The 21,300-nt window shown below is 49.9% G+C and carries 19 protein-coding genes and 1 riboswitch; of the genes, 17 read left to right on the top strand and 2 right to left on the bottom strand.

All coding sequences use genetic code 11. The features are described 5' to 3' along the window. The 10 genes from GO003_RS20840 to GO003_RS20795 are packed head-to-tail and all read left to right on the top strand — an operon-like array spanning nt 1 to nt 10,742. Nucleotides 1-1,401: a TIGR03752 family integrating conjugative element protein gene (locus GO003_RS20840; RefSeq protein ID WP_159657760.1), complete on the top strand. Its 1,401-nt coding sequence runs from the start codon at nt 1-3 to the stop codon at nt 1,399-1,401. Next, complete coding sequence (locus GO003_RS20835; protein WP_159657762.1) at nt 1,385-1,876, top strand: TIGR03751 family conjugal transfer lipoprotein; 492 nt, start codon at nt 1,385-1,387, stop codon at nt 1,874-1,876. Before GO003_RS20840 ends, GO003_RS20835 begins: the two co-directional genes overlap by 17 nt. Further along, nucleotides 1,876-4,881, top strand: a complete 3,006-nt coding sequence (locus GO003_RS20830) for a conjugative transfer ATPase (RefSeq protein ID WP_206444711.1) — start codon at nt 1,876-1,878, stop codon at nt 4,879-4,881. The genes GO003_RS20835 and GO003_RS20830 overlap by 1 nt, the downstream gene beginning before the upstream one ends. Beyond that, nucleotides 4,820-5,194: a TIGR03757 family integrating conjugative element protein gene (locus GO003_RS20825; RefSeq protein ID WP_231089228.1), complete on the top strand. Its 375-nt coding sequence runs from the start codon at nt 4,820-4,822 to the stop codon at nt 5,192-5,194. The genes GO003_RS20830 and GO003_RS20825 overlap by 62 nt, the downstream gene beginning before the upstream one ends. Continuing rightward, complete coding sequence (locus GO003_RS20820; RefSeq protein ID WP_159657766.1) at nt 5,194-6,090, top strand: TraU family protein; 897 nt, start codon at nt 5,194-5,196, stop codon at nt 6,088-6,090. The genes GO003_RS20825 and GO003_RS20820 overlap by 1 nt, the downstream gene beginning before the upstream one ends. Next, a complete protein-coding gene (locus GO003_RS20815) occupies nt 6,087-7,472 on the top strand; it encodes an integrating conjugative element protein (RefSeq protein WP_231089121.1) in 1,386 nt (461 codons plus the stop codon). Before GO003_RS20820 ends, GO003_RS20815 begins: the two co-directional genes overlap by 4 nt. Next, nucleotides 7,469-7,861, top strand: coding sequence for a hypothetical protein (locus tag GO003_RS20810; protein WP_159657770.1), 393 nt, complete (start codon nt 7,469-7,471; stop codon nt 7,859-7,861). Before GO003_RS20815 ends, GO003_RS20810 begins: the two co-directional genes overlap by 4 nt. Continuing rightward, nucleotides 7,858-9,378: a conjugal transfer protein TraG N-terminal domain-containing protein gene (locus GO003_RS20805; RefSeq protein WP_159657772.1), complete on the top strand. Its 1,521-nt coding sequence runs from the start codon at nt 7,858-7,860 to the stop codon at nt 9,376-9,378. The genes GO003_RS20810 and GO003_RS20805 overlap by 4 nt, the downstream gene beginning before the upstream one ends. A gap of 20 nt (nt 9,379-9,398) precedes the next feature. Further along, on the top strand, nt 9,399-9,854 hold the full coding sequence (locus GO003_RS20800) for a hypothetical protein (RefSeq protein ID WP_159657774.1): 456 nt from the start codon (nt 9,399-9,401) through the stop codon (nt 9,852-9,854). 6 nt (nt 9,855-9,860) lie between these two features. Then, a complete protein-coding gene (locus GO003_RS20795; RefSeq protein WP_159657776.1) occupies nt 9,861-10,742 on the top strand; it encodes a TIGR03758 family integrating conjugative element protein in 882 nt (293 codons plus the stop codon). A 33-nt stretch (nt 10,743-10,775) separates the two neighbouring features. Here the strand turns inward: GO003_RS20795 and GO003_RS20790 are convergent, their stop codons facing one another. Both GO003_RS20790 and GO003_RS20785 read right to left on the bottom strand, forming a co-directional pair. Then, nucleotides 10,776-11,405 (bottom strand): hypothetical protein, encoded by a 630-nt coding sequence (locus GO003_RS20790; RefSeq protein ID WP_159657778.1) that lies wholly within the window; start codon nt 11,403-11,405, stop codon nt 10,776-10,778. Between the two features lie 600 nt (nt 11,406-12,005). Continuing rightward, nucleotides 12,006-12,554, bottom strand: coding sequence for an MFS transporter (locus GO003_RS20785; RefSeq protein WP_231088875.1), 549 nt, complete (start codon nt 12,552-12,554; stop codon nt 12,006-12,008). Here GO003_RS20785 and GO003_RS20780 point away from each other — a divergent pair. From GO003_RS20780 to moaCB, 7 genes are all read left to right on the top strand, one after another. After that, nucleotides 12,474-13,205 carry a transposase gene (locus GO003_RS20780; RefSeq protein ID WP_231089120.1) on the top strand — a complete coding sequence of 244 codons (732 nt, stop codon included), beginning with the start codon at nt 12,474-12,476 and terminating at the stop codon, nt 13,203-13,205. The genes GO003_RS20785 and GO003_RS20780 overlap by 81 nt on opposite strands. A 375-nt stretch (nt 13,206-13,580) precedes the next feature. Next, a complete protein-coding gene (locus GO003_RS20775; RefSeq protein ID WP_159657131.1) occupies nt 13,581-15,812 on the top strand; it encodes a molybdopterin-containing oxidoreductase family protein in 2,232 nt (743 codons plus the stop codon). A 429-nt stretch (nt 15,813-16,241) separates the two neighbouring features. After that, nucleotides 16,242-16,360, top strand: a riboswitch (molybdenum cofactor riboswitch). Next, on the top strand, nt 16,349-17,389 hold the full coding sequence (gene moaA / locus GO003_RS20770; RefSeq protein ID WP_159657129.1) for a GTP 3',8-cyclase MoaA: 1,041 nt from the start codon (nt 16,349-16,351) through the stop codon (nt 17,387-17,389). (Overlaps the previous riboswitch by 12 nt.) Next, nucleotides 17,386-17,568 carry a hypothetical protein gene (locus GO003_RS20765; RefSeq protein ID WP_159657127.1) on the top strand — a complete coding sequence of 61 codons (183 nt, stop codon included), beginning with the start codon at nt 17,386-17,388 and terminating at the stop codon, nt 17,566-17,568. The genes moaA and GO003_RS20765 overlap by 4 nt, the downstream gene beginning before the upstream one ends. 44 nt (nt 17,569-17,612) lie before the next feature. Then, nucleotides 17,613-17,846, top strand: a complete 234-nt coding sequence (locus GO003_RS20760) for a MoaD/ThiS family protein (RefSeq protein WP_159657125.1) — start codon at nt 17,613-17,615, stop codon at nt 17,844-17,846. Nucleotides 17,847-17,862: 16 nt separating this feature from the next. After that, a complete protein-coding gene (gene moeB / locus GO003_RS20755; RefSeq protein ID WP_159657123.1) occupies nt 17,863-19,428 on the top strand; it encodes a molybdopterin-synthase adenylyltransferase MoeB in 1,566 nt (521 codons plus the stop codon). Between the two features lie 109 nt (nt 19,429-19,537). After that, nucleotides 19,538-20,470, top strand: a complete 933-nt coding sequence (moaCB, locus tag GO003_RS20750; RefSeq protein ID WP_159657121.1) for a bifunctional molybdenum cofactor biosynthesis protein MoaC/MoaB — start codon at nt 19,538-19,540, stop codon at nt 20,468-20,470. Nucleotides 20,471-21,300: the final 830 nt, after the last annotated feature.

Genomic DNA, 21,300 nt, shown 5'->3' with positions numbered 1-21,300 from the left:
ATGGGTGCAAATCGGCTGGTTCCGATGCTTGCCGGTATCATTATGTTGATCCTGGTCGTGGTCACCGTTAAAACCTTCAGGCAAAGCCCGGCAGACGTTCACCTGGCTACCGTGCCGGTGGCCGGCAGTCCCGATGTGGATTCCCCGGCCGATACGATACGGACCTTGACGGCCGAAGTTGCGGCCATCAAGAGCGAAAGCGAAAAACTGCAGATGCAGAATGACGCCTTGCTCAAACAGCGCGATGAAATCGAAACCCGGGTCAAAGCCGATTTACAGACCCAACTGGCCCAAGATACCCAGCAACAGGCAGCGAATGCGGTCAGCCAACTGGCGCAGCAAGTCGATGTTTTCAAAAACCGGTTGGATGAACTGAGTGCCGCCCAAAACCGGCCCTCGCCCGAAACCGGCAGCGACATTCCGATCGGTTTCGGCATCGAGAGTAACGATACGCTCAAGCCACCCGATGCCGCTTTGCTCTGGATCGAACCTTTAGGTACCGGCCGCAACGCGCCCGCCGTGAGCCCGGCGCCGGCCCAAGCCGCGCAGTCGTTACTCCATGACGGCCAAACTGCTGCCGGCACCGCCGAACAGTACCTCACTGAAACCGCAAACGGGCTGACCGAAGCCGACCGGCCGGTCTATACCGTCCCCCGCAATGCCACCTTGATCGGTGCCACGGGCATGACGGCCCTGATCGGCAGAATCCCGATCAAAGGCGCGATTGAAGATCCATTTCCGTTCAAAGTCATCGTCGGCCGTGACAACCTGGCCGCCAACGGCATCGAAATGCCGGGACTCGATGGCGTCATCTTCAGTGGCAAGGCCTCCGGCGACTGGACCTTAGCCTGTGTGCGCGGGCAGGTTCACGCCGTGACTTACGTGTTTGCCGACGGCACCATCCGAACCTTAGCCTCTGATGACAACAGCCTGGGCCAGAACAACCAACAACCGGTAGGCACCCCGTCCGACAATCAAACCCGCGCCCTGGGCTGGATCTCCGACCGGCGGGGTATTCCCTGTGTCACCGGCACCCGGATCAGCAATGCCGCCAGCTATTTGTCTGGCCGCATCTTAGCCGCAGCCGCCGAAGCGGCGGCCGGCGCCTTCAGTCAAAGTCAGGTCACCAACACTGTCTCGGCGGCACAAGGGGTGGCGACTTCAGTCATCACCGGCGATGCGGCTCAGTTCGCCGGCGGTCAGGCCTTGGCCGGCGGCGCTTCGGAAGTCAGTGACTATTTACGCGAACGGGCGGCGCAAGCATTTGATGTGGTCTATGTCGATACCGGCTCGGAACTGGCCATCCACATCGATGTGGCACTGCCGATCGATTATGAACCGAAGGGGCGCAAAACCCACTATGACGTGGCTGATAACGAGGTGGATGATGAGTTGGATTAAGATGATCAGCAAGACCCATAAAAAAAGAAGCACACTAACCAACACAAGCTTACCGTTCGGTTTAATCGGGGCTGTCCTTCTGCCTATCGGGCTTATGACCGGTTGTGCAACCGGCGATAAAGAACGCATTCTGCCACAGGCGGGACCGACCATGAAAGAAGTCTATCAACGGCATTTTTCCGGCGGTGATTTGAAGTCTTCATCCATTCTCACCCATTCAATCAAGCCTTACCGTCCTACAGAACAGGACGCTGAATTCAACGCACAACCGACCACCCCCCAGACTTACAGCGATGAGATGAAGAACGACCTACAGACCGTCTTTCCGCGCTTAAAAAATCCGACCTTGGTGCTCTATGTCTTTGCCCATCTGAGCCCGGTTGAAAAGCATCCGGTGCCCGGCTATGCAACCGCCTTCAGTTTTTATCAGAGCATCGAGTTCGCATTGCCGGGCGAGCCGGAGGCCGGCTACTGATGGCTGCTTTTCGACGCTTTTTGAGCAGGTCTCAGCGTGAGGCAGTGCCTTATCAACGCAGGAGTACCGACCATCCGCCGACCCAGCAGCGCCTGCGCCAAGCGTATGAACGGCCGTGCTCGTTTACCAATCTGTTACCCTGGCTGGAATACGATTCGTCCTCGCAGTGTTTTTTACTGGATGATGGCGTCAGTGTCGGCGCGTTATTCAAGATTATGACCGTGAGTTCGGAAGCCCGCACGGAGGACTTTTTAAGCGAACTGCGCGATAAGCTGCACAGCGCCCTGATCTCGCTGCCCGAAGAAGTTGACCATCCCTGGATCGTGCAGTGGTATGTTCAGGATGAGCCGAATCTGAGTTATCTCAGCGAGGCGATCCGCCGTTATGCCCAGCCACGGGCACGAGGCAGTGCCTTGAGCGAGGCGTACTTTACGGTTTTATCCCGGCATCTGGCCGCCATCTCGCGCAGCGGCGGCCTGTTTGAAGACAAGCTGGTGACCGGCGGTCCCTGGCGCGGCCAAACCCGGACAGTGCGCGCGACCCTGTACCGGCGGCGCCCCTTCAGTCAGCTGGCCTATGATTATGATCACCCGTCACCCGAAGCGGAACTCAACGAGGTGGCCGGCAAATTCACCACTGCCTTGGCGACGGCCGGGATTCCCGCTATCCGCTGCGGCGGACAGGCGCTCTATGACTGGCTGTTTCGCTGGTTCAACCCCAAGCCTCCGACCGGCACTACCGACACCTTGTTGAGCCAGGCACCTTATCCCGGTGATCAGGATAGGCCTTTCGGCCATGATTTTAGCGAGTCGCTGATGCTCGGCATGCCGCATTCCGATGCCCAACGCGGCCTGTGGTGGTTTGACGGCCTGCCGCATCAGGTCATCAGCGTCCAGGCTTTGCGCAAAATGCCGCCGATCGGTTTGTTCGGTGCCGAGCGGCAGGTCGGCGAACACCGCTTTGCCCTGTTCGACCGGCTGCCCGAACACACCGTGCTGGCCATGACAATCACCATCAAAGCCCAGGATGCGGTGCGCAAGCATTTGGCCCAGGTGCAGCGCGGCGCGGTCGGTGATTACCCGGAAGCGCAACTGGCCGCCCGTGATGCCGGCCAGGCCCAGATGGAAATCGCCAAGAACAACAAACTGTATCCGGTCCAACTGGCCTTTTATGTGCGCGGCGACGATGAACCCAGTTTGCATCGCCGCAGCAATCAAGTCACTTCCTTATTACTGGCCAACGGCCTGCATCCGATCCGTGCCCAAGACGACTTGCTGGCCCTGGACAGTTACCTGCGCAACCTGCCGATGGCGTACAGTGCCGAACACGATCAGCGCGAAGCGAGGCGTTCCCGCTTACTGTTCTCCCAACAGGCCGCCAATCTGGCACCGGTCTATGGCCGCGCCACCGGTACCGGGCATCCGGGCATCGTGTTTTTCAACCGCGGCGCCGAACCGTTACTGTTTGATCCTTTACACAGTGACGACCGGAAGAAGAACGGTCATGCCCTGATCATCGGCCCGACCGGGGCCGGTAAATCGGCCACCCTGGTGTACTTGCTGCTGCACATGATGGCCCTCTACCGGCCCCGGGTGTTTATCATCGAAGTGGGGAACTCCTTTGGCTTGCTGGGACAGTACCTGCACGCCCACGGCGTCAGCCTCAATCAGGTGACCTTGGCACCTAATGCCGACGTCAGTCTGCCGCCGTTCAGTGACGCCTTGAAACTGCTCGATGATCCGTTGCGTAAAGGGGAAGGCTTTCGCTTTCAGGACGAAACGGATCTGCTGGATGACTGGACGGTAGGCGCTGATGAGACACATCCGGCGAGTGACAGCACTGATGCGGAAGAAGAACTTGATAACGCCGATGAGAACCGGGATTTGCTCGGTGAAATGGAAATCGCGGCGCGGATCATGATCACCGGCGGCGATAAACGCGAAGACGACCGGATGACCCGGGCCGATCGGCTGATGATCCGCAATGCCCTGTTACTGGCCGCGCAAACGGTGTTCGAGGCCGGCGGCGACCAAGTGTTGACCGAGGATGTGGCGCAAGCGCTGCGCCGCTTACCCGGCTTATCGGAACGGCGCCAGGAGCGGGCCGTGGAGATGGCCGATGGCATGAGCCTGTTTTGTAACGGTCTGGCCGGACACTTTTTTAACCGGCCCGGCAGCCGCTGGCCCGCTGTCGATGTCACGATTGTCGATATGGGCATACTGGCCCGGGAAGGGTATGAAGATCAGTTGACAGTGGCCTATATCGGCTTGATGAATCACATCCATGACCGGGTCGAGCGCCAGCAGAACGATGCCCGGCCGACCCTGGTGATCACCGATGAAGGCCATATCATCACCACCAATCCATTGTTGTCGCCGTATGTCATCAAGATCGTCAAAATGTGGCGCAAACTGGGCGCCTGGTTCTGGATCGCCACGCAAAACCTCGAAGATTTCCCCAATGCCAGTAAACGCATGCTCAACATGCTGGAATGGTGGCTGTGTCTGGTCATGCCCAAAGAAGAAGTTGAGCAGATTGCCCGTTTCAAGGAGCTCAGTGCCGAACAAAAAGCCCTGTTGCTGGCGACCCGAAAATCCCCCAAGCAGTATACCGAAGGCGTCGTGCTTACCGATGAACGGGCCTTGCTGTTCAGGAACGTGCCGCCGCCGTTGGCTTTGGCTCTGGCCATGACCGAGAAGATGAAAAAGCCCGGCGCCATCAGATCATGCAGGAACGCGGATGTTCGGAACTGGAGGCGGTCAGCGTCATGGCTGAAGAACTCAGCCGCAAGCGCGAGGAGGGGGTTGGGCCATGATCACACCGCGTCATTCAAAAGCAGCTCCAGTTCGCATGCAAAGACTGATGGGGATCTTGATTGTAATCGGGTCGTTGCCTATCAATGCTCAGACGCCGCAACTGATTCAAGACAAACCCCTTATCGAAGTGCTCCACAGCGATGCCGAGGTCATCACCGGAAGCGAAAGCCTGCTGCAACAGGGTTATGAGGTCAGACGCTACAACCTGGATGCCCCCCAGACAGTGCTCGCCCGGATCAGTCAACACTTACCGGCCCATCAGGCAGCGGCCCAACAGGCGTTGGAACAGCAACTCCAAGCCCGCGGCCCTCAGTCCCTGCATCAGCAGTTGTTGACCGCTTATCAAGGCCTGTCGCTGGCCACCCAATACCGGCTCGACCGTTACCCTGCCATCGTCTTTGAGCAGGGCAAGGCCGTGGTGTATGGAGTGACCGATCTGAACCAGGCGCTGCTGCGGTATCGGCAGTGGCAAAAAACCCGTCAGCCTGACGGAGCCCAGTGATGAAGCGCGCCCCATTCAAACAGCGAATAGTCAGGGTGAGCTTGAGCTTGAGTCTGCTGGTAAGTGCCTCGGTGTTGGCCGATGACTGTGTTCAACTGCGTGTCGTCGGGGTCTGTATCTGGATAATCTGTACATCGTTCGGGTGTGATATCGAAGTCACGCCTAAAATCGGTCATTTCAATCCGGATGTGCTGGTGCAGATAACCCATCCACAAGGCACAGCCCGGGTTGAAGACCCTCAGCGCCAAGCGATCCCGCACCGCAATCACACCACGCTGATTCAACAAGATGCCGTGGCGGTCGGTCATCCGCTGACCGGGCGCATCTATTGTCCGTCCAACACCCGCGCCGGGTCGCCGTATTTTGTCTCAACAGCCGATCAACCGGCCTGGCGCTGGGGCGGTCTCGATGCCTTGAATCCGGCCGCCTGGGTGCCGGGGCAGCGGGACATTGGCCGCTGGCCGCTCAACAGTTGGGGGGCGGTGTATCCCCGCACCGGCTGGACCCTGCAGGCAGAAGCGCCGAAAGCGGCGGCCGTGATCGCGCAACGGGTCGGCGACATCATTACCCGCCAAGGCGAGCCGCATCAGTACCGCAGCATCTTGGGCAAGAGGCGGTTTATCAACAATAAAAAAATAACCTGGTCACCCGGCAGTCTGCTTGAAAACACCAACAAGCAAGGCTGGTGGCAGCCCACGTCCCCCAAGCTGGAGCAGTGCCTGCTGTTCGGCCGCAATGACCGGGACGATCCCAGCGGGTGGGGCGGGGGACGGGTCGCGGAGGACGGCAACTACCGCCATGCCTTATGGCGGCCGTATACCTGTTGCCAAATCAGGAAGGGCGCGTTGATCGTCATCGATTTTATGGCCTATCCCAGTCCTGAGGTGAAAAATTGAACTCGCTCATAACCCCAACGGTATGCCGACTCCTGGTAATAACCACGTTACCGTTGGTGATCAACCTGAATGCTCAAGCCTTGGCCGCGCCTTTGGCGAACAGCGACAACAGTGATTTTTATTATGAAATCGGCGGTGCCCGGTCGATTTCGGTGCCGGCCAACACCCAGGTCAATACCCATACCGTCACCGGCGCCCTGGAATATGGCCTGGGTTACAGCTGCGGTAATTTTGATCCGACCCTGGGCCTGACCAATCTCCTCAATAACCTGAAAGGGGCCGGTAATGGTTTGCTCAACGGCGCAACCCAGGCCGTATCCTGTGCCATCGGGGGCCTGCCGGCCTTAATCTTACAGCGTATCGACCCGGGGCTTTACGATTTGTTTCAAAATGCCGTGATCCGGGCGGAAGCATCGGTCGCGCTGGCCAATAGAACCTGTGAAGACTATGAACAAGCCATCCGCCAAGGCCAAAATCCCTATGCCGGCTGGACGGATTTGTCGAAAATCATCGACTGGAAGGTCCAGATGGGGAAAAGCGGCTTCGGCAGTGCCCGAGTCGATGTGGTTCAGGCCAAGGAAAACGTGCAACAGGCCAACGGTGAAAACGGCATTCCCTGGATTGGCGGCAACAAAGCCGGGGGCGTCAAACAAGCCCCGATCCAGGTGACCCAGGACGGTGTGCTGGCCGGATATAACCTGACGTTGAACCGCAAGGCCGATGACACCGCAAAGCCCAGCACCGGCAAAGGCAGTGCGCCCCGACTGGTCCAGGTGTTTCCAGAGCCCGGCAAGGCCTCGGCATGGGCCGTCGAGGTCTTGGGCGATGTGCATATTCGCACCCACGACAATCATCCGGTGGAAACCATCCCCGGGCACGGCTTGTTGCCCACTGTTGAAAATGACATGGCGGTCATCCACCAGGACTTGACCCGTCTGGTGGCCGGAACCACCCCCGCCACCCTGGCCAATCTTGAAAAAGTCTCCAGCGATGCCGTGTTGATCAACCGCGATGTCATTACCGCGCTGAAGACCCTGAAACCTTCCGAGCAAGCGGTGGCGATCAGTAAACTGGCTTCGGAAGCGGCGATGACCCGCACGGTGGAAAAAGCCATGCTGATCCGGCGTCTGTTATTGACCGCCAGCCGCGAACCCAATCTCAGTGCCACCCAGGCCACGGGGGTGCTACAAGAAGCCATTAGTCAATTGGACCGGGAGATCAGTAATGTGCTGTTCGAACGGCAAATCCATAACGAACTGGCCTCCAAAACAGCCGCGCTGATCTTGCACCTGCAACAGCAACATCACCAGCGGGGACGGACCGTGCAAGGGCCGGCCGGAGCGGATGAGGCCATTATTGACGGGGGAGGTATCACGCCATGAGAAATCGCCTTGATGATGACTGCAAAAATCGCAGACAGCGCCTGTTCGTTCAGACGGTTCTGTTCGTTACACTGGGTATTACCGGGCTGATTTTAGGCCTGGCCCCTGCGTATTCTTCGTTGAGGGGATTGAATCAACTCATCCATAACGCCAGAGATTGGCTGCTGCTTTGGCGGCTGACATTATTGATGCTGCTGATCGGCGGTTGGCCCTACCTGGTTTCGTTCTATGCCGAACGGGCAGGGCTGACTGCCGATCAGCGCAGCAGCCTTCAAGCCTACCGATGGCGCCTTGCGCTCTGGCTGTTAGCCTTGGAACTGATAGCCTGTCAGGCCCTGTTAACGCACTTTGCCGAAACGGTGATGACGCTGAAGGCAGGTTTTGCATGAGTGTCTCCTCCTATCTGGAAATCTACCTCAGCCAGTTTGGCTGGTCGCTGTACGGTCTGTTCTGGGATATCCTGGTTCAGACCGGTCTGGCCTATCTGCCGTTTATCGCCCTGCTGCTGCGCACCATCGCCGAGCCCATCAAAAGCCAGGAAGCCAAAGATGCGTCCAGCACTTCGCTACGCCGGATTGAAATCGAACTGTTCGCGATGTTTACCGTCATCGTGCTGGCGGTGCAACCGACGTTGACCCTTCAGCATACCGGACTCAGTTACACCAAGGCCTGTACGAGTGGCCAAACGGTCAGCGGCGGGAACACTGGCACCACCTATGACAGCACGTTTAGCCATGCGGCATTGGGTGGCGTCAGTGCCAAAATCCCCCTGTGGTGGTACGGCGTACTGGCCTTAAGCGGCGGCATCAATGCGGCAGCGATTGTCGGTATCCCCTGCAGTGCCGATATCCGGCTCACGTCGTTTAAAATTAGCAACGCCCGCATTCAGGATCCTCAGCTGAGGCAGCAAGCCCGGTTGTTTTTTAACGACTGTTATACCCCGGCGATGGCCGGGCTTCTGGATAATCCCCAGACCCTGCCCAACAACCCCGCTCAGGAGGATCTGTATTGGTTGGGTTCAACCTACCTGCTGAACGGGGCCTATCAGAGCCTGCGCGCCAGCACCAACGTCACCGGCTTTAGTTACGACAAAAACCGGGATCTGGAATACAACCCGGCCGTCTATCTGCCCAAAGACGGCAAGCCGACTTGTGCCCAATGGTGGACCGGGCAGGGCCATATCCATAAAATCGGGCTGCGCGATGCCCTGGTCGGCCAAATTGAAACTTCACACTTGACCGACTTTAAAACCACAGTGGCCAGTTTAGCCGGCAAGCCCCAGCAGGATGTTGAAGAGATCGCGCTGAAAACGCTGATTGCGCGCGAGGCGGGTTACTTTAATGGCCTGCGCGATCTCAATAGTTATAACGATCCGGGCCTGACCACCAGCGCCCAATCGATCGCCGCAACCTTTGGCGGACTGTTGGAAGCCCTGTCCTTTTACCCGGTACTGTACATGATAAAAGCGGCCGCACCGATCGTCCAGGCCGTGATCCTGATGCTGATCTATCTGCTGATGCCGTTCTATTTACTGTTTTCAGCCTACGACCTCAGCAAGGTGGTGTTCATGTCCATACTCGTCTTCTCGGTCAAGTTCTGGACCGTCTTGTGGGCGGTTGCCCACTGGCTGGATACTCATTTAATGAATGCCATTCAGCCCACCTGGTTTCAACTGCAGGATGCGGTCAGTCAAAACAACCTGGTGGTGGCTATGGTCGTTGATTTTGTGATTGCCGGGTTGTTTGTCGTCCTGCCGTTGTTCTGGTCAGGGGTGCTGGGTTGGGCGGGGCATCGGGTGGGGAGTGAAATCATAAGCAGTGTCAATAGAATGAGAGATTATGCCGGTGCTGCAGGAAAGACAGGTGGGGCTGCAGCTGAAAAAGCGGCCACCAAGCTCATCAAATAAGCATTAACAAAAGAGCGACTATGCATCTTAACACACTGTCATTTAGCTTCATTTTACTGGTTATAGGGCTTTCTATTGCCAGGGCAGAACCCCGTGATTCGGCGTTGGAAGATGTATTGAAACAACAACTGGATACCCGAGAAGAAGCCCAGATTCAACAGAGCATGCCAGTGGAATTAGACGCCAGTAAACCCGGTTTAGAACAGGCGGTGTTGTGGACGATCATCGGGCCGACCTATTGGCGGAATCAGTTAAGCATTGTGTCAAAACAGCAGAATCACTGGCAGCTTCTGGCCACTAGCCCGGTTGCCGGCATGGTGGACGGGTTTGGACCCGCGCAACCGAATGGAACGCTCCCGGTTGAAACGAAAGTTCAGGGTCCAAACGATCCTTTATGCTGTCCAACGCAGACCAAAGTGCTTTACTTTCGTTATCAGGCGGGGCAGTTACAAGCATTAACCTACGGCTCAGAATAAAGCGTTATGAAAAAGGCCAGGCAACTGATCATGGGCTTGTTCATCTCAGGGGTGGTGTGGGCGGCTTCTGAATACAGCGATTACTTGGCGGCGCTCAGTGCCAGAGAATCCAGCAACAATCCCGGCAGCGTCAATCGCTACGGTTTTTTGGGCAGTTATCAGATGGGGGAGAGCGCCTTGATTGATGCCGGTTATTACCAAAAAGATCACACGCCGAATACCAATGACTGGACAGGCATCTGGACCGGGAAGAACGGGATTAACAGCAAAGCCGACTTTTTAGCCAACGCGGCAGGGCAAACCCAAGCGATCAATGATTACAACAGCAAGCAGTGGGGTTTTATACGAAATTTAGGGCTGGACCGTTATCTGGGCCAAACGGTAGCCGGTATCGTCATGACCGAATCGGGTTTATTGGCCGGCGCTCACCTGGTCGGGGTCGGAGGGCTTAAAACGTTTTTAACATCCAACGGTGTTCAAGTTCCCCGTGATGCCAATAACACCGCCATTACCCAGTACATCACGGCGTTCAATGGTTATAATCTGGCAGCAATTACCGGCAATGTCACCGCCGGAGGCAGTGCCGGTTCCGTCAGTACGGGGGGTAATGGGGGCGCTGGCGTTCAACCTCCAGGTACCGCTGCCGGAAAACCGTTGATAACATCTTCGGCTGCATTCACAAACGGTGCAGGCGGCGTCAGCTATCAAAAACTTAAAACTGCGATACAGTCGATTATCGCAACCCTACTGTTTTTATGGACCGCCTATGTGGTCTGGGGCCAATTCAAATTGTGGGGTGAAAACAGTATCTCGATCATGGCGATGCAGTCCAATATCATTCGAGCCACTGCGGTAATGATGCTGTTATTATTTGTTTTTATGTCATAGATTTCACATCAATGTGGCTATGCCTCAATTCAGTCAATAGAGACCACCTTCTTGATAACCGTCATCCCATTTACCCGTGGCATAGTTGTAAGCAGAACCTCCCCACTTCGCTTCAAAATCATGGTCAATTTCATCAAGTAACCCCAAACGTCCAGCCAAGAAAATCCCAATTACATAAACAGCGCCACTGATCCATTCTTCTAGTTGTGGGAAGAAAAGTACTGCCAGTAGTAGGCCTGCAACCCACCAGAAAATGGGTTTATTCCTAATCAATTGCTTCGCTTGGTTCAAAATGACGCGAATTAATCGGTTGACCATCATTTTGACTTGAATAGGCCGGGTTAAACCGAAACCCAGTAAAGCCGGCATCAACAGCATAGCGGCAGCCATTATCGCCAGGCAACCGGCAACGCCAAAATAAACAACCCATTTGACGCTGCACTCTGCAAAAAAAATCAATCCTATCGACATCGGGAAGGTCGCCACTGCGCCAAACAATGTCAGCCACTTGCCAGTCAGGTTCAAACCGACCAACGTTTTATCCATTAGGAAGGAAGTGCCGGTATTGTGTTGAATTTTGCTCAGCACGGTGTTCAGTCGATAGACTGCAATAAGGAGGCAGAGGGATGAAACGATAGCGATGATCAGTAAAAAGGATTCCATAAGACCCTCCTGTTTTGTAGATACATACAGGTGTTTATGTATTTGATAATGCTGGTTGCCGCGGTTGTTTAATTTGTAAGCACTTCACTTGTGCCGGCAAAGTCCGGACATAACAGCAGCTCATAACACCATTACCCAGCAAGCTAAAATACCCCCAAAGCAGCCACTGGTAAAGTGAAAAATTGAGGTTTCTGGTTATCCGGTATCGGCCAAAACCGGACCGTCGGGGTCGGTGTCCAATATCGATAGTTTAGGCAACCTGTGATCCATTTGACTGTCCGGTATTCGGCGAGCAAATTGACTTAATCACTGAGTCATTAGGGCCAAAATGAGATGTACATGGACTGGTTTTTTCAAAGACGAAAGTGAGACATAAAGCGGCCGTCTAAAATTAAAGAAATCAAGTCAAAAAAACAACTCGATGTAAAAATCGATAACCGGTAGGTCGTTTTTGGTGATAGCAAAACGACAATTTTCTTCAAAGCCATTCGGCCTGTTTTTCATTAACGAGATGCGAATAAAGAGCATTTTTATATCTCCTGTTTTAGTTTTGAAGCAGTTTAACTGCGAAAATAATACTAGCCGGCAATAAATTTAACTTCATTCCCGTATTTTCATAACAAGCCCGGTGGCCGCTAAGGCAAAAAGACCAGAGATCATAAAGGTCAAGGTGTAATTCCCGAACAAGCCATGCAAATAGCCAGCTCCGTAACTGGCTAAAGCCGCGCCGAGCTGATGGGCAAAACAGATCCAGCCGAAAACGATTCCGACATTTTGCTTGCCGAATAGATCCGCCGTGAGCGCAGAGGTTGCCGGAACCGTCGACAACCAATTCAGACCGTAAACCATGGAAAAAGCCATCAGTTGCCCGGTCGATTCAACATAAGGCAACAGGATTAATGAAACGCCCCGCAGTGCGTAATAAATCGCCATTGGCCATCGCTTACCAAAGCGATCACATAGCCAACCGGAAAAAATGGTGCCTGCAATATCGGTCGCGCCCATTATGCCTAATGACACGGCCATCGTCATTTCTGAAAAACCATGTTCGATGCCGTGAGAAATCAAATGTGTCTGAAACAGGCCAGAGGTGGTAAAACCGCAGATACCAAAGCTGAAAGCCAGCAACCAGAACTGAGGACTGATCATTGCCAAACGCATCGGGCTCAGGTCAGGCGAAAGCCGGGCGTCATAAACATCCTACTGCGGGCAGTATGGATAGCCAAAGCGTTAAAATCACTGCCTTGGCCGGTATCAAAGGGTACGGATGCGGCCAAATGCATCCAAGGTCGTAAACGCCATATTCTGGTGGATACCATGGGTCTGTTGCTGGTGGTCGTCGTGACCGCTGCGAATGTGCCGGAACGAGAAGGGGCGAAATTAATCCTGGCGTCACTGACGGGCAGCTGCAAAAAACTGCGGCGCATTTGGGTCGATGGTGGCTACCGTGGCCAAGAATATAGCGCGTGGATAGCGAAGCGTTTTCGTATTGCCTGGGCCGTTGTTCTTCGATCCGATAAGGCTAAAGGCTTCGAATTGTTACCACGTCGTTGGGTCGTAGAGCGAACCTTTGCATGGCTTTATCGCTACCACCGGTTGAGTAAGGATTATGAAGTCAGTATTCAAACCAGTCGAGCCTTTGAGCATATTGCCATGATTAATTTGATGCTCAATTTACACGCACTTAGTCACTTTCGTGATTACAAAATACTGATTAAGCAATCCAATGGGACACCTAAGCCAATCTCAGCGAAAGAGTGGTGTATTAAATGGGTTGCAGATGTCTTTTTTCCAACTTAGAAAAACCCATGCTCCAATAAAATAAAAATAACAGCTCTGTTTCACCTCATCTAATAAATAGCCTTAGCCTATTAGTACATAGATAATCAGTATTTTACAAGCTGATATTCCCCCTATAATATTTCTGCAAAAGATACGCTATGTTCAATAAATGCTAAAAGGTATATTAAGTTTTCTACCGTTGTGTTTAACGATGGATCGTAATTATATACATAGTTTTGTCCTATATAACTATAGGTAAGCAGTATCTAAGTAGCCAGCATGTCTAGTTTTATGTTGATACATCCGTTTAATCGCCACAGCGAAATAGCGGCATTAACTAAGTCTGGTTGAAGATGATTGTTAATTAGTAAAAATGATTTATAGAGGCTAAAAATGAGCAAAGAAACGAAATGGGCCATCTGTAGTACCTGCGATATCAATTGCGGAGTTCTTGTCACCGTTGAAGACGGTCTGGTGAAATCGATCAAAAAAAATCCGGATCACCCCCTCACGCCGAATTCGATCTGCGTCAAGGGAGCCAACGCAAATAAGTACATTACCCACCCCGACCGATTAACGCATGCGCTGAAAAGAGTCGGTGAGCGCGGCGCGGGTCAGTGGGAAAAAATTAGTACGAAGCAAGCTTTAGATGAGATCGCCGATAAGATGAAGCAATTGATATCCGAAGACGGGCCGGAAACTATCGGCAGCACCTATGGCTGGAGCTCTAACGCAGGTGCGGCCTCACGAAGATTTATGAACCTACTGGGGAGTCCGAACTGGACTTGGACGGGATACGTGTGTTTAGCCAATTCCACGGTACCCAGTAAAGTGACATACGGTTTGATGCAGTTTCCAGACTTTGAGAATACCAAATGCATCGTGCTTTTAGGTCACGCTCCGGGTCCGCAGAGATGGGTAGCTGAGTACTTGTGGATTAAGGGTGCCCTGGATAAGGGTGCAAAGCTGATTGTCACAGATCCACGCCGTAATAGCTACAGTGATCAAGCTGACATCTTTCTGCAGGTTAAGCCCGCTACGGATAGTGCCTATTTACTGGCCTGGATTAATGTAATCATCGAAGAAGAACTGTATGACAAAGAATTTGTAGAAAAATGGACAGTTGGTTTTGAACAACTCGCTGAACGAGTGAAGGAATACACTCCGGTGTGGGCGTCACAAATCACCGGGGCACCGGCGGATAAGATTCGAGAGTCTGCCCGCATGTATGCCACTACGGGTCCGGCGGTAATCCCATGGGGAGCAGTACCGGATCACCACGCCAATAGCACACAGACCTTACGGGCAATAACCATATTGAGGGCCATCACAGGCAACCTCGATGTACCCGGCGGCGAATTGTTGATGGGGTACCATCCAGAAATTTCATCGGATGATGAATTCGAACTCAATGAGAAGTTATCGCCTGAACAACGCAAGAAGCTACTCGGTGTAGATCGCTTTAAACTCTTGAGTTGGGAAACACTCGAAAAAACCGGTCCAGCAATGGAAAAGGTTTGGGGTAAAAAATATTCAAACCAGATATCCGGCGGCGCGATGGCGCATCCTGCGAGCATGTGGGAGGCGATGAAAACTGGCAAGCCTTACCGCTTGAGGGCACTTATATCGCAATGCAATAACACCTTAATCAGTTATCCCAACACCACACACGTTTATGAAGGGTTGATGAACCTAGATTTGTTAGTGGTCATGGACCTTATTAAGTCGCCCACGGCCCAAATCGCTGATTATATTCTGCCGGCTACCCATTGGCTTGAAAGACCGAATCTGTTTAATTACTGGGATTGGATTCCCGTCTACCAGGGCGGACAACAATCGGTCCAGGCACCGGAAGAATGTCTGCATGACTGGATGTTATGGCGTGAGCTTGGCGTCCGTCTGGGACAAGAAAAGTATTGGCCAGCAAGCATGGAAGATAGTTACGATGAAAGGTTAAAGCCTGCGGGTTTAACATGGGAAAAATTATCAACCCAGGATCGGGCTTCCGCGCCAGAAATGATTTTCAAGAAGTACGAACAAACTGGCTTTGGCACACCTAGCGGGAAAGTTGAACTCTATTCAAGCATTTTCGAAGAGCTTGGCTATGATCCGTTGCCAAGCTGGATTGAACCACCAGAAAGCTACGCGAGGAAGCCGGAGTTAGCCAAGGAGTACCCGTTGACCTTTTTCACCGGGATGCGTGAGAATTATTGGTTTCACAGTTTTGGCCTCGGCCGTTCTACAGAAGTGCTGCGGAGCCGTGAGCCGGATCCTCGCATGCAAATCCATCCGGATACAGCCTACGATTTAGACCTGTCGGATGGAGATTGGGCATGGGTTGAAAATACCACTGGAAAGAAAATCAAACTCAGGTCTTGGCTCTGTAACGATACCCAACCTAGTGTAATCAGGGTTCCTCATGGTTGGTGGTATCCAGAAACAACAGGAAGTGAAGAACCTGGGGCGGCGTTATCGAGCCTTTGGAAATCCGCGGATTCCGTACTCACTCAAGACTCCGACGAATACTGCGATAAGGAACAAGGCAACTTCCAACTCAGAGGGCTAGCTTGCAAGGTCTATAAAGTGGAGGATGGAACCGAAGGAACAAGCTATTCGGTGGCTTAAACCTTTGTAGTACGCACATAACAATACGGCTTGGTAGTTTGAATAGCGATTAGATCAGGTAAGGAGTCTTTCATTTGGATTTAAAATCGATAGACTCCTTACCACAACCATTCTAAATCGTTTTTCCTGCCTTGAAGAGTATCGAGTCGATAAGCTGTAAAAGCGTCAACTCTTTCAAAGATTGCGCGGAATTATTGCTCGTCCTTAATCATAAATATGAGCTCGTGCGTAGAAGTTCTTTCACTAATTGATCCGACTACAGCCGGATAAATCAGCCTTTTCGGCTGCTTATGTAATACGTTAACGGAAAATGTGTGTAAAACCCAAAGAGCCAAAATCCTAATGAAAAGAAATACTGCATATGCTAATGATTTTTTGATCTTTATTAAAATTAAAAATCAGTAAAAACGTTTTGTATATTTAGCGCACTATTTAAATTAACTTCGAGCTTGCAGACCTAAATATGATTATTGGGTTCATGGTCGATAGAGTTTTGCAGGAAACAGCAAAGCTTTCCGTACTTGGAAAGGAGTAAAATGAGCGTGGATTATTTACATACTACACACCAAAGAAATTCAACAGCTTCCCATCTGATTGATCCCCAGGGGCGTCATTTAAATTATCTTCGGCTTGCTGTTACCGACCGTTGCAATTTCCGTTGTACTTATTGTATGCCAAAGGAGGGAATTGATCTTAAAGCACGTGATGATATTCTGCGTTTTCAGGAAATGGAACACCTGCTTGGACTATTTCTGGATTTAGGTGTAACCAAAGTGCGCATTACCGGTGGTGAGCCTTTTGTGCGTAAAGGCCTGCCTGATTTTTTAATCAGAATAAATCAATATGAAAAACTGGAAACAATCAATTTAACAACGAATGCCTATTTTTTAGAAGATACTATTCCATTGTTTCAAAAAATAAAATCAGGCAGTATTAACATCAGTCTTGATTCGTTAAAGCGAGACGTTTTTTATAAAATTACCCGACGTGATGATTTTGAACGGGTGTGGAATAGCATAGATAAAATTCTGCTAACGGATCTGAACGTTAAATTGAACATGGTGGTTCTCAAAGGCGTCAATGACAATGAAATTGTTGACTTTGCTATGTTGGCCAAAAGTAATAAAGTTGAAGTCCGCTTTATTGAACAAATGCCTTTTAACGGCGGGCACTTTTCAAACGATACACTTTCTGCAGAAGAAATCATCAAAACTTTGCAGAATTCTTTTCCTGAAATAATCGAACATCTTAAAATGTGTTCAACTGCCCGGATTTTTGAAATCCCTGGATTTAGGGGAAAAGTCGGCATCATCGCCGGTCATTCCAGAACATTCTGTTCAACATGCAGCCGTTTAAGGCTCACTCCCGACGGCACATTCAAAACCTGTCTCTATGATCATGGCGACGTAAATTTAAAAGACATGCTGCGCTCAGGGAAAAGTGATCAGGAAATAAAAACGGCAATTAGAGATGCCGTGGCCAAAAGGGCAAAAGACGGATTTGAATCGGAACAGCGTACGCAGCAAATAATTCATTTTTCAAAAAATCATCTTTCAATGGCACAGATAGGTGGATGATGAAAAAACCTAAAAATAGATTTGGATTTTCGGAATGGTCTTGCTCCATTGGTGATTTGAGAAAACAATTACCGCTGGCAGTTGCACGTGCTGTTGGTTTCGTCTTTCGCCACACGAAACCTGACGATCGCACTGGTAGCCGGATTGATATAAGAGTAATAGCTATAAATTTTATTTAAACAGAGAAACATAAACCGTTTCCATTCAAACGTAAGGAAAAACTATGCAGGTTAATGTGATTTTTTTTGGTGTTCTGAGTGATGTGGTGGGGAAGAACATGTTGACGATTCAAGACACAGTCAATATGAATGACTTGAAAAGCAAATTAATCACAAATTATCCGGATTTAAAAGACTATACGTATAGAATGGCTGTAAATCAGCAAATGGTTGAAGACAATTATCTTCTTTTTGATAACGATTCGGTCGCAGTTTTGCCTCCCTTTGCTGGGGGCTGATTTTTTAAAGGCAACCATGAACCTAAATAAAGAGGAAATTCAGTATTATCACCGCCATTTGATTTTACCTCAGATTGGCAAAACAGGACAACAGGCTTTAAAAAAAGCAAAAGTACTGGTTATCGGTGCAGGCGGATTGGGCTGCCCTACTTTAATGTATCTATCTGGAGCCGGTGTCGGTAGGATTGGTATAGTAGATCCCGATAAAGTTGCGGTTTCTAATTTGCATCGTCAGGTGTTGTATGGCTTTTCACAGGTTGGAAAATTCAAAGCCGAAGCTGCGGTAAATCGTTTAAAGGATCTCAATCCCAATATTTTTTTAAAGGCATACACTCAAAGATTGTCTCCGGAAAACGCTTTCGATTTGATTTCCCAATATGATGTCGTTGTTGATGCTACAGACAACTTTCCAACCCGTTATTTGATTAACGATTTTTGTGTTTACCTGAATAAGCCTTTTGTTTCAGGATCAATAGACCGCTTTCAGGGACAGTTGAGTGTATTAAATTTTACAGATAATCAAGGCAATAAATGCCCAACTTATCGCTGCCTGTATCCCAAACCCCCGGCACCCGAAACAGCACCAGATTGTGCGCAAAATGGTGTCATTGGCGTTCTTCCTGGAATTATCGGTAATTTGCAGGCAAACGAAGTTATAAAAATGATCTGCGGAGTAGGCGAAGTTTTATCAGGAAAAGTTTTGATGTTCGATGCTTTGAACAATCAAATGATGCTGTTTTCCATTCAACGAAACGAACAGGCCGTGCAGCAGGCTTTGCAAAATGCCCCGGATTTTGAGTCATTTAATTATGAAAGCTTTTGCAGTTCAAGTCAGCAAAAAATAAATGAAATCAGCGCTGTTGATCTGCACAAAAAATTACAAAACAACGAAAAATTACAATTGATTGATGTTCGTTCGATACCCGAATTCCAAGTGGAATTGCCGAATGCTATTCGCATCCCGCTAAATAATTTGCAGACTAATATTCATAATATATTGAAAAACGATAGCCAGGTTGTTTTTTATTGTGACCACGGAATCAACAGCACACGGGCAATTAGAATGCTGCCAAATCATCAAAATCTTAAAAATGTATTTAATCTTACAGGCGGTTTGGTAGCCTGGTTGAAAGAGGAAAAAAATAGAACCATGAGCGCTAGAAATTATTTTATCCAGGGAGCTATCGATCCGGTTTTTATCGGTGAGCAGATAGCAAAACATAGCTCTAAACATGACATAGGCGCCCATTCTATTTTTCTCGGTCAGGTACGTGCTGATGAAAAAGTAGGCAAACATGTGGCCGGAATTGAATACTCGGCTTATGAAGACATGGCCAATCAAGCGTTTTCAAAAATTCGTGAAGAGGCTTTTGAACAATGGTCGTTAAATTGTCTGCACATATACCATAGTACCGGATTGGTAAAAACCGGAGAAGTATCTCTTTTTGTTTTTTGCTCTTCCGGGCATCGTAAAGAAAGTATTAAAGCGATGGAACAGATTGTTGAATGTGTTAAACACAAAGTTCCCATCTGGAAAAAAGAAATCATGGAAGATAAATCTGTGCACTGGGTTCAGGAATAGCTTGTAAGAACTTTTTTATCGGAAAATGCAAGTTCAGTTAAAAATGTAATTTTTCTGGTAATTTATTCAATTAAATGCAAAAACAAAATAAGTAGTTTAAAAATACAAAATGATTGATATTAGTCCAAAATTCAGCACATTAAGATATGCGAAAGCCGAAGGAATTTTAACGGCTAATTCGGAAACAATAAAACGGGTGGCTGAAAAAACTGTTCCCAAAGGAGATGTTTTACAGGTTGCACGGGCAGCAGGCATAGCCGCTGCGAAAAATGCTGCTGCCTGGATCGTCTTTTGTCATACTCTTCCGTTGGATTGGGTGGGTATAAATTTTGATATCGGCAAAGACACCATAAAAATTTCAGCGGAAGTTAAAGCAATCTGGAAAACCGGTGTTGAAATGGAAGCTATGGCTGCAGTCACGGGCGCGCTGTTAAACGTCTATGATATGCTTAAACCGTTAGATGAAAACATCTCTTTTTCCGATGTAAAACTGGTTAAGAAAAAGGGAGGCAAAAGCAGTTTTAAAGAATATTTTGCCGAACCATTAAAATCGGCTGTTCTTGTTATTTCTGATTCAACATATGCCGGAAACCGCGAAGATAAATCTGGAAAAATCATCAAACTATTTTTGGAAGATAAATACCTCTCGGTTCCGGTCTATGAAATTTTACCCGATGATTCAGACCAAATATCAAATCGCTTGCGGCAACTAGTAGATGAACATTTTGATCTGATTATTACAACCGGTGGAACGGGTTTTGGCCCTAGAGACATAACTCCGGAAGCAACGGCCAAAGTCATCGAAAAAGAAGCACCCGGTCTGGCAGAGACTATACGCCGCCATGGTAAAGAACGCACACCATATGCAATGTTGTCACGCGAACTGGCTGGCATACGCGACAAAACATTAATCATTAATTTACCAGGAAGTTCCAAAGGTGCGCAGGAAAGTATGGAAGCACTTTTCCCTGGACTTTTGCATGCTTTCCCTATGCTGTGGGGTGGCGGACATGATGAAGAAAAACGCTGGGTAAAAAAATGATATCCCAAAATCAAGCTATTGAAATAATCAAGGAAATATACCTGATAGAAAAGCAGGCTTTATTTCAACATTTGATTCTTTTAGCTATGTTCTTTCCGAAAAGATGCTAGCAACAATCTCTTCGACCCGTTATACAAATATTGCTTTGAATGGCTTTGCAGTCTCCTTGGAGGATGGCGAAAAACCGTCGTGTTACCTATTGCCAGAGAAACAGCGCAGATTTTCCGGTTGGAGAAAAAAATAGTGCTCCATTCTTGCTTACCGAATCAGCAATGGTTCGATTGTTCTTGAAGAGTTGGCTTCGGTTGTGCCTAAGGAATCTAAAACTTAGGTTCTGAAGGAGATCTACTGCATTCGCAGTGACTTCGGAGGTATAACAAAATTGTCGAGTTTATGTGCCTTTTGGGCACATCAATTAAATAGATATAACAAGACCCTGCTTTGAAAAAAATACGTTAAACAGGGGTGACGGTTAGCTCCATCAGCAACTATGCAACTGGCAATTTTTACCGGCCATATAAACTTTGCCCCCTCAAGCGGTGATGGCTGAAATTGATTGCTAATGGTTGCACTGGTGGAGCTAACTGTCCATCCTGTTTGTTGATATAAATGCTATTAAATAGAGTAAGCAGCTTACAGACCTTCATCATCAATAATACCCATACATTTGATGCGCGTGTATTGGGTTTGGGTGCTTGTTGCCCAGGCGTTTTCTTACCTCCAAAAGGAGTACGTTAATTTCGACTCTTTCGCTACGTAGCGAAAAGGTGATGAGGGTCTTTTTTAACACATGCGTCAATAGCAAAATGCCGAAAATTAATCAGTAGTAG

It is taken from the genome of Methylicorpusculum oleiharenae (assembly GCF_009828925.2).
GTDB classification, from domain to species: Bacteria; Pseudomonadota; Gammaproteobacteria; order Methylococcales; family Methylomonadaceae; genus Methylicorpusculum; species Methylicorpusculum oleiharenae.
This window is presented reverse-complemented; position numbering and strand designations above follow the sequence as displayed.